Here is a 7,874-nt window from a genome sequence, read left to right on the forward strand (position 1 = left end):
GTCAACCGAGTCGAAGTCGTCGTTCGACCAGCCGTAGCCGGCGTTCACACCGACGTAGAAGCCGGTCCAGGTGAAGATCGGAGCAGCAGCAATGATCGGAGCCGGAGGAGCCGAGCGGACCGGCAGGTCAGCAGCGGCAGCAGCCCCGGCGAAGCCGAAGAGGGCGACGCTGGCGAGAAGAATCTTCTTCATGGTTTCTCTTTCCTAATCGATGTCATGCCAGCCCGACCCACTTATCGTCGGTTCAAGCCGGGCACTCCCCATTTATAGAGCGACAACCTCGCGAGGGCTGTGACCTCACAACCACAGCGGCCAAGAAGTGCTGTGGCAGGATTGTGGCGGCAATACGCAGTTGAACCCCTTGCGACATCGCTGGACCTACAACGCACAGCTTGGCCGTTGGTTCGACGCGGCAGCGAAAAAATGTCATTTTCTTGGCGAAGGCGGATAGCTGACGCTACAAGCTTACAATTCAAGAGGTTGAAATGAAAAATGCAGCTCTCGTGACAGGGGGAGCCCAGCGCATCGGACGACGAATCGTTGAGCGCCTCGCAGCAGAGGGCTTTGCGGTGGCGATCCATTGCCGCCGCTCCACGGACGAAGCGGAACGCATGGCATCCCGGATCAGGGAAGCCGGTGGAAAGGCGGCTGTCGTTCAGGCCGACCTCGCTGACGGAGAAGCCGTGGGTCGCCTGGTGCCGGAAGCCGTGCAGGCGCTTGGTCCTCTGAATCTCCTCGTGAACAATGCCTCCGAGTTCGAACCCGACGAGGTCGAGACCTTGTCGCAGGAGCGCTGGGACCGGCACTTTGCCGTCAATCTTCGGGCGCCGGCCTTCCTCGCTCGGGATTTCGCGCATCAACTGCCCGCCGACGGCCGGGGCTCCATCGTCAACATCGTCGACCAGCGGGTCTGGAAGCTGACGCCGCAGTTCTTCTCTTACACGCTCACCAAGGCCGCTCTCTTCACGGCAACCCAGACCATGGCCCAGGCCTTGGCGCCTCGGATCCGGGTGAATGCCATCGGACCCGGGCCGACCCTGTCGAATGTGCGCCAGGGGGATGAGGACTTCTCAAAGCAGAGCAGCGCCGTGCTGCTGGGCCATGGCGGAACTCCGGACGAGATCGCCGATGCCGTGCTCTACCTCGCTGAGGCCCGCAGCGTCACGGGCCAGATGATCGCCGTCGATGGCGGCCAGCATCTCGCCTGGGAGACGCCGGACGTCGCCGGCATCAGGGAGTGAGCGCGATGGCCGAGATCAAGCGGCCGTAATCCGGCTCCTGGCAGTGAGTGGTGCGACGGTAGCTGAAGAACCGATTTTCACCGGAATAGGTGCAAAGCCCGAGATCCGTGAACGTGCCGATTCCTGCGGCTTCCAGGCGGGCCCCGATGAAGCCGGGAAGATCGAACATGGCATGGCCCGGCCTCCGCGCCTCCTTGAGGAAGCGTTCATGGCCGGGCGCTTCCTTGCTGAAGCGCTCGATGAAGTCTGGGCCGACCTCATAGGCTTTCTGGCTGATCGTGGGCCCGAGCACCGCGACGATGTTTTTGCGCCTAGCACCGAGACGCTCCATGGTCTCGACAGTGGTTTCGAGAACCCCTGTCACGGCCCCGCGCCAACCCGCATGGGCCGCTCCGATCACACGGGCTTGAGCATCGGCGAACAGAACCGGCCCGCAATCCGCCGTCGTGATGCCAAGTGCGAGGCCCGGCACGGAGGTCACCATGGCATCGGCCTTGGGGCGCTCACCGCACCAGGGGCCTTCCACGATCACCGCGTCGGGTGAGTGGACCTGATAGACGCTGATGAGGGCCTCGGGCACGACGCTGAGCGCCTCGGCCATGCGCCGGCGGTTCTCCCGCACCTTTTCGGGATCGTCGGAAGAGCCGACGCCGCCGTTGAGCGAGGCATAGATCCCCTCCGAGACGCCACCCTCCCGCGTGAAGAAGGCGTGGCGAATACCGGGTTGGGATGAAAGGGCGGGGGCTTGGATGAACATGGGGCGATCTTACGAAGAGAAGGGCAGGGCGGGCAATCCGGGCACTGCCTGGATGGCTTCATCTGTAACGGCCAAAACCTTAAACAGCTCTCCCATGCCGGTCGGTCCGCGCTCGGTCAGGCGTGCGAGGGCGCGGTCGATGTCGGCGGCTTGGGCCGGCGTGGCGTGAGCCTTCAGGGCATTGGCGCGAGTTTCGATCCCTAGCGCCTGAAGGAAGTCGCCCTGGGTGACGATGCCGTGGACCCGCGATCCCTGCGCTGCGGCAGCCTGCGCGAGGCGATGGAAGTCCACATGGGTGGTCAGATCCGCCTCGCCCGGCTCCTGCAGAGGATCGACAGGCTGGTGGTTTTTTAGCGCCTGCAAGGTGTCGCCGAAGGCCGGGCCCCAATAGCCGTAATCCAGGATCAGGCCGGCTCCTCCGTCATGGGCGAGCCGGCCGGCGAGGGTGCCCACAATGTCGATCGAGACGGCGGGCCACTCAAGGATGTCGCCCAGCCGCAGCGGCTTGCCGAGTGCGGGTTCCGGCTCTGGGCGCAGGCCGAAGATCAGGTCCTCACCGTCAAGGCCTACCAGCCGCTCGCACCAGCCCCGGTCGGTGGCAGCGAACTGGCGAACCGGGAGCGCATCGAAGAACTCGTTGGTGACGAGCAGGGTTGGGCCTGACGGCACATCCTCAATCCGGTCATGCCATTGAACCGGTAAGCCTGAAGCAGCAAGGGCGGCCTGCTGGCGCTGCTTCAAGGAGGGGCTCGTCTCGACGAGGTGAACGGTGGCAGCCGCTTTGAAGCCGGGCAGGAGGCGGGTTGCCCGCAGGAGATCCGCCATCAGGGTGCCGCGCCCCGGTCCGAGTTCCACAAGGCGGCACGGGGCAGGGCGTCCCATGCCGTTCCAGACCTCCAGCATCCAGAGGCCGATCAGCTCGCCGAACATCTGGCTGATCTCCGGTGCCGTGGTGAAGTCGCCGGCGGCGCCCAGCGGGTCGCGGGTGGCGTAGTAGTGCCTGAGGCAGAGACCCATGTAGCGCTCGACCGAGATCGGCCCCTCCAGGGCAATCGTCTCGCGCAATGTTTCCTTCAGCGGCCTCACGCCGCCTCGACCGCGCGGCGGGGCCGCGTGAGGCCCCGGGCCGCCATCACGATGGCGCCGACACCCACGAGCGCCATGGGGATCGAAAGCAGCATACCCATGGTGATGCCGCCGCCCAATGCTTCCACCGAGGAGCCGAAGAGGAAGCCGAGCTGCGCGTCGGGCTCACGGAAGAACTCGGCTGCGATGCGCGCCAGGGCATAGCCCAGCACGAAGATGCCCCCGAGTAGACCCGGCCTGCGAAACCCGAAGCGCCGCGCCGCGAAGGCCATGACGATGAACAGGATCAGGCCTTCGCCGAAAGCCTCGTAGAGCTGGCTCGGGTGGCGCGGGACGGGGCCTGCATGGGGAAAGACCACCGCATAGGGAAAGTCGGGTGCCGGCCGTCCCCACAGCTCGCCGTTGATGAAGTTGGCGATGCGGCCGAAGAACAGCCCGATGGGCGTCACCACGGCGGCCATGTCGAGTATGGCGAGCGGGTTCAGCCCGCGCGAGCGGGCAAACAGCACGATGGCGAGCACGGCGCCCAGGAAGCCACCGTGGAAGGACATGCCGCCGCGCCAGACCGCGAAAATCTCCAGGGGCTGGGAGAGGTAGGAGCCCAGGTTGTAGAACAGCACGTAGCCGACCCGCCCGCCCAGCACGACGCCGAGCGCCACCCACACGATGAGATCGTCCACATCGATGGGCTTGGGCTGCCGCAAGTTGCCCCAGAGATCCGCCCTTGCCGCCAGGCGCTTGGCATAGAACCAGCCGCCCAGGAGGCCCGCCACATAGGCGAGCGCGTACCAGCGGATCGCCAGGGGGCCGATGGAGAAGGCGATCGGGTCGATGAGTGGAAAGGAGAGCGGCATGGGCGGGCCTTGATGGAACGGGCTGCCATTGGACCCTTCGGGCGAGGATCGTCAACCCTGTTGCAGTTTAGGGCGAATGCGCCCATGTGTGGCGTTCCAGGGCCGATGAGCCCCATGAGCGCTGTGGATTGACCCATGACCCAATCGTCCAACCGGATCTTCGATGAACTCGCCCGCTTTGCCACCGATGCCGCCGGCGCGGCCCAGGGCGTCCGGCGCGAGGTCGAGAGCGTGGTCCGCAGCCAATTCGAGCGGTTGATCAAGGACATGGACGTCGCCACCCGCGAAGAGGTCGAGGTCCTGCGCGAGATGGTGATCGCGGCCCGTGAGGAGAACGAGCGGCTCGACGCACGGGTAAAGGAACTCGAGGCGAAGCTCGCGTCTTCCGACCGCACGAGCGCTGCAACACCCTGAAAGGGGTGAAAAGCCGGCCTGCATCCGGCGCGGGGCTCCTGTTGTGGACAGGTGAACCCGGCGCATTGTGACAGGGGCCGAAATCTAAGACTGTCGTTTATGAGCTGATTCGAGGTTGCTGCGGCAGGAGCTCCGAATACCGAAGGTATTCCGAGGTCTTCCTCCGAAGTTTGCCCGGATTGACGCAATGGTATTGCCCGAATGTGTTTACCATGTTCGGGCGATTGAGTTGATCGGATCGACATGTCGCAGATTCATCTTGAAATCGACCGCGCGGAGCACCCTCTCGACGTGGTCGAGCGTCTGGCTGCCCTGCGGCATTGGATCTTCGATCGCGCCGAGGCAGACGAGATGTCTGTCTCCGTCGCCGGTCGCTGGGCCGATTACGACGTCGCCTTCACCTGGATCGAGGACGTGGAGGCCCTGCACATGGCCTGTGCCTTCGACCTGAAGGTGCCGGACCGGCGTCGGCAGGAGGTTGTCCAACTCATCTCCGCCGTCAACGAACAGCTCTGGGTCGGGCATTTCGATCTTTGGAGCACCGAAAACGTGGTGATGTTCCGCCACGCTCTGCTGCTCGCGGGCGGTGCCGATCCGACGGACGGGCAGTGCGAAACCATGCTGCGGGTCGCGGTGGAAGCCTGCGAGCGCTACTTCCAGGCTTTCCAGTTCGTGATCTGGGCCGGCAAGTCGGCCCGCGAAGCTCTCGACAGCGTCCTGTTTGAAACCGAAGGCGAGGCCTGAACCTGCCTCGACAGAGCCTGATCGGCAGGGATAGATAGCGGTATTCCGCATCTCTTGCGTCAGGTCAGCTTATGTCTCCGAACGCTCCCCGTCTCCCTTCGTCTCTTATCCTGGTTGGCGCCGGCAAAATGGGCGGCTCCATGCTGGAGGGGTGGCTCAAAGTCGGCATGAAGCCTGAGGGCGTTACGGTTCTCGACCCGCGCCCGTCCGAGGAGATGACCTGGTTTTGTCAGGAGCGGGGGATTGCTCTCAACCCCGCGAACCCCGCCGCGCCCGATGTGCTCGTACTCGCCATCAAGCCGCAGATGCTGGACGAGGCGGCGTCTTCGTTGAACGCCTGCCTCGGGTCTCAGACCCTTATCATCTCCATCCTTGCCGGCAAGACCATCGATGACCTGCGCTCCAGGCTTCCCGCTTCGCGCTCGATCGTGCGCGCCATGCCGAACCTGCCTGCCAGCATCGGGCGGGGCGCCACGGGTGCGGCCGCCAACGAGCAGGTGAGCGAAGAGCAGCGCCTCATGGCGGATGCGCTCTTGAGCAGCAACGGCATTGTCGAATGGTTGCCGACGGAAGACCTGATCGATGCCGTCACGGCGGTATCGGGTTCGGGGCCGGCCTATGTGTTTCATCTCGTGGAATGTCTCGCCGAGGCAGGCACCGTGGCCGGGCTCCCAAGGGAACTCGCCGAGCGCCTTGCGCGGGCTACGGTGACCGGGGCAGGGGAGCTTCTGTTCCAGAGCGATCTGCCGCCTGCGACGCTGCGCCAGAACGTCACCTCGCCCGGCGGCACCACGGCGGCGGCGCTCGAAGTGCTCATGCGTGACCCGAACGGGATGAGGGCGCTCATGCGCGAAGCCGTGGCCGCGGCGAAGCGGCGCGCAGAGGAACTCGCCGGTTGAACCTCTGAGCCTTGGGATTGCGGCGCTGCATCCCTAGATTAGCCTCAACGGCATATTTTCAGGAGGTTGATCGTGACGGCACAGGCTTCCACAGCTCCGATGGACAAGCGCAAGGCCATCATCGAAGCCCTTATGGATCTCGCCGCCCGGCGCTCCTGGCATGAGATCGAGATCACCGACATTGCGAAGGCTGCTAATGTCTCGCTCGCGGAGTTCCGCGATCTCTTCCCCTCGAAGGGTGCGGTGCTCGGCGGTCTTTCCCGCATGATCGACAAGCAGGTGCTGGAAGGCACCACGGACGACCTCGCCGGCGAGCCTGCCCGTGAGCGTATCTTCGATGTGCTGATGCGTCGCTTCGATGCGATGCAGCCCTACAAGGAGGCGCTGCGCCGGATCTCGCAGGACCTGCAATACGACCCCGTATCGCTCGCAGCGCTCAACCAGGTGGCGCTCAACTCCCAGCGCTTCATGCTGGCGGCAGCCGGCATCACCACGGAGGGGCCGCTCGGCACCTTGAAGCTCCAGGGCGCGGTGCTGGTCTATGCCAACACCATGCGCACGTGGCTTGAGGATGACGATCCCGCCCAGGCCAGGACGATGGCACGCCTCGACCGCGAATTGCGCCGCGGCGAGCGTATCGTCGAGGGGGCTGAGGATCTCCGCCGCTTGAGCGCTCCGCTGCGCGCGGTCGGCCGCGCCTTCATGCAGGGGCGCCGCTCGTCCCGCTCTGAGAGGCATCGGGCCACGGATGACAATGGCGATGCGGAGAACCCAGCAGCGGCGATCTGACAAGACGCAGAGGGGCACATGGATCAGGCGCATTCGATCCCGTCGCAGATCACCTTCGACGATTTTCTGAAGGTCGACATTCGTGTCGGGCGAATTCTTGCCGTGGATCCGTTTCCGCAGGCGCGCAAACCCGCCTTCAAGCTCACGATCGACTTCGGCCCAGAAATCGGCACGAAGCGCTCGTCGGCGCAGATCACGGTCAACCACACGCCGGAGGATCTCGTGGGAACGCTCGTGCTCGCGGTGGTGAATTTCCCGCCGCGTCAGATCGGGCCGTTCCTTTCGGAGGTGCTGACGCTCGGTGTGCCCGATGCCAACGGTGACGTCATGCTGGTCCGCCCTGATCGGGACGTGCCGGTGGGTGGAAGGCTTTACTGATCAGGCTGGCAGGCGCACCGTTGCGCGCAAGCCTCCGAGCGGGCTGTCGCCGAGCACGATGTCGCCGCCATGGGAGCGGGCGACGTCGCGGGCGATGGCGAGGCCCAGACCTGAGCCGCCCTCATCCTGATTGCGCGCCTCGTCAAGGCGCACGAAGGGCTTGAAGACCTCTTCCCGCATCTCCGATGGAATTCCCGGCCCGTCGTCATCCACATGCAGCACCAGCCAGCGTGTTTCGTGATTGGCCGTGATTTCAATCTGGTCGCCATGCCGCGCCGCGTTGCCGACCAGATTGAACAGCAGGCGGCGGAACGCATCGGGGCGCACCGTGATCATCGGATCCCCGACGATCTCGAGTTCCGTCACGTGGCCTTGCCGCTCGGCGTCCGACTGCACCTCTTCGAGCAACTGCCGCAGATCCGTCTCCACCGCCTGCTCGCCCGCATCGCCGCCTTCGCCGCGGGCGAAGGCGAGATAGCCTTCGAGCATGCGGCTCATCTCGTCCACGTCGCGCTTGAGATCTTCGACTTCGGGTGTCTGTTCGAGGAAGACGAGCGACAGCTTGAAGCGCGTCAGGATCGTGCGCAGGTCGTGACTCACGCCGTTGAGCATCGTCGTGCGCTGTTCCATGTTGCGCTCGATGCGCCGCTTCATCTCCAGGAAGGCGTGGCCAGCCTGGCGCACCTCGCGCGCGCCGCGCGGGCGGAAATCG

The 7,874-nt window shown here is 64.9% G+C and carries 10 protein-coding genes and 1 pseudogene; 6 read left to right on the forward strand and 5 right to left on the reverse strand.

Annotated features, from left to right (window positions below):
• Positions 1 to 192 (reverse strand): annotated as a pseudogene (locus tag JQC81_RS31405) (outer membrane protein); the annotation flags it as partial.
• A gap of 293 nt (positions 193 to 485) precedes the next feature.
• Between JQC81_RS31405 and JQC81_RS31410 the strand changes: the two are divergent.
• Entirely contained in the window at positions 486 to 1,241 is a 756-nt protein-coding gene (locus JQC81_RS31410) for an SDR family oxidoreductase (protein ID WP_203275694.1), read from the forward strand.
• On the opposite strand, the gene pgeF is transcribed toward JQC81_RS31410, so the two are convergent.
• Genes pgeF through lgt form a run of 3 tightly spaced genes read right to left on the reverse strand, consistent with a single transcriptional unit; the run spans position 1,231 to position 3,938 of the window.
• A complete protein-coding gene (pgeF, locus tag JQC81_RS31415) occupies positions 1,231 to 1,998 on the reverse strand; it encodes a peptidoglycan editing factor PgeF (protein ID WP_203275695.1) in 768 nt (255 codons plus the stop codon). The genes JQC81_RS31410 and pgeF overlap by 11 nt on opposite strands.
• Positions 1,999 to 2,007: 9 nt before the next feature.
• Entirely contained in the window at positions 2,008 to 3,084 is a 1,077-nt protein-coding gene (locus JQC81_RS31420) for a class I SAM-dependent methyltransferase (protein WP_312887624.1), read from the reverse strand.
• Positions 3,081 to 3,938, reverse strand: coding sequence for a prolipoprotein diacylglyceryl transferase (gene lgt, locus JQC81_RS31425; protein WP_203275696.1), 858 nt, complete (start codon positions 3,936 to 3,938; stop codon positions 3,081 to 3,083). Before lgt ends, JQC81_RS31420 begins: the two co-directional genes overlap by 4 nt.
• 135 nt (positions 3,939 to 4,073) lie before the next feature.
• Between lgt and JQC81_RS31430 the strand changes: the two genes are divergently transcribed.
• The 5 genes from JQC81_RS31430 to JQC81_RS31450 all read left to right on the forward strand — a co-directional run bounded on the left by JQC81_RS31430 (position 4,074) and on the right by JQC81_RS31450 (position 7,162).
• Positions 4,074 to 4,352, forward strand: a complete 279-nt coding sequence (locus tag JQC81_RS31430) for an accessory factor UbiK family protein (protein ID WP_203275697.1) — start codon at positions 4,074 to 4,076, stop codon at positions 4,350 to 4,352.
• A gap of 243 nt (positions 4,353 to 4,595) precedes the next feature.
• The gene (locus JQC81_RS31435) at positions 4,596 to 5,096 is read left to right on the forward strand and encodes a type III secretion system chaperone family protein (RefSeq protein WP_203275698.1); all 501 of its coding nucleotides are present in this window, start codon (positions 4,596 to 4,598) and stop codon (positions 5,094 to 5,096) included.
• A 71-nt stretch (positions 5,097 to 5,167) separates the two neighbouring features.
• The gene (gene proC / locus JQC81_RS31440; protein WP_203275699.1) at positions 5,168 to 5,995 is read left to right on the forward strand and encodes a pyrroline-5-carboxylate reductase; all 828 of its coding nucleotides are present in this window, start codon (positions 5,168 to 5,170) and stop codon (positions 5,993 to 5,995) included.
• 99 nt (positions 5,996 to 6,094) lie between these two features.
• Complete coding sequence (locus JQC81_RS31445) at positions 6,095 to 6,784, forward strand: TetR/AcrR family transcriptional regulator (RefSeq protein ID WP_203275702.1); 690 nt, start codon at positions 6,095 to 6,097, stop codon at positions 6,782 to 6,784.
• 18 nt (positions 6,785 to 6,802) lie between these two features.
• Complete coding sequence (locus tag JQC81_RS31450) at positions 6,803 to 7,162, forward strand: tRNA-binding protein (protein WP_203275700.1); 360 nt, start codon at positions 6,803 to 6,805, stop codon at positions 7,160 to 7,162.
• On the opposite strand, the gene JQC81_RS31455 is transcribed toward JQC81_RS31450, so the two are convergent.
• On the reverse strand, positions 7,163 to 7,874 hold a 712-nt coding region (locus tag JQC81_RS31455; protein ID WP_246520814.1), incomplete at its 5' end, for an ATP-binding protein.

Origin of the sequence: Microvirga arabica, from assembly GCF_016811235.1 — a bacterium.
Classification (GTDB): Bacteria; Pseudomonadota; Alphaproteobacteria; order Rhizobiales; family Beijerinckiaceae; genus Microvirga; species Microvirga arabica.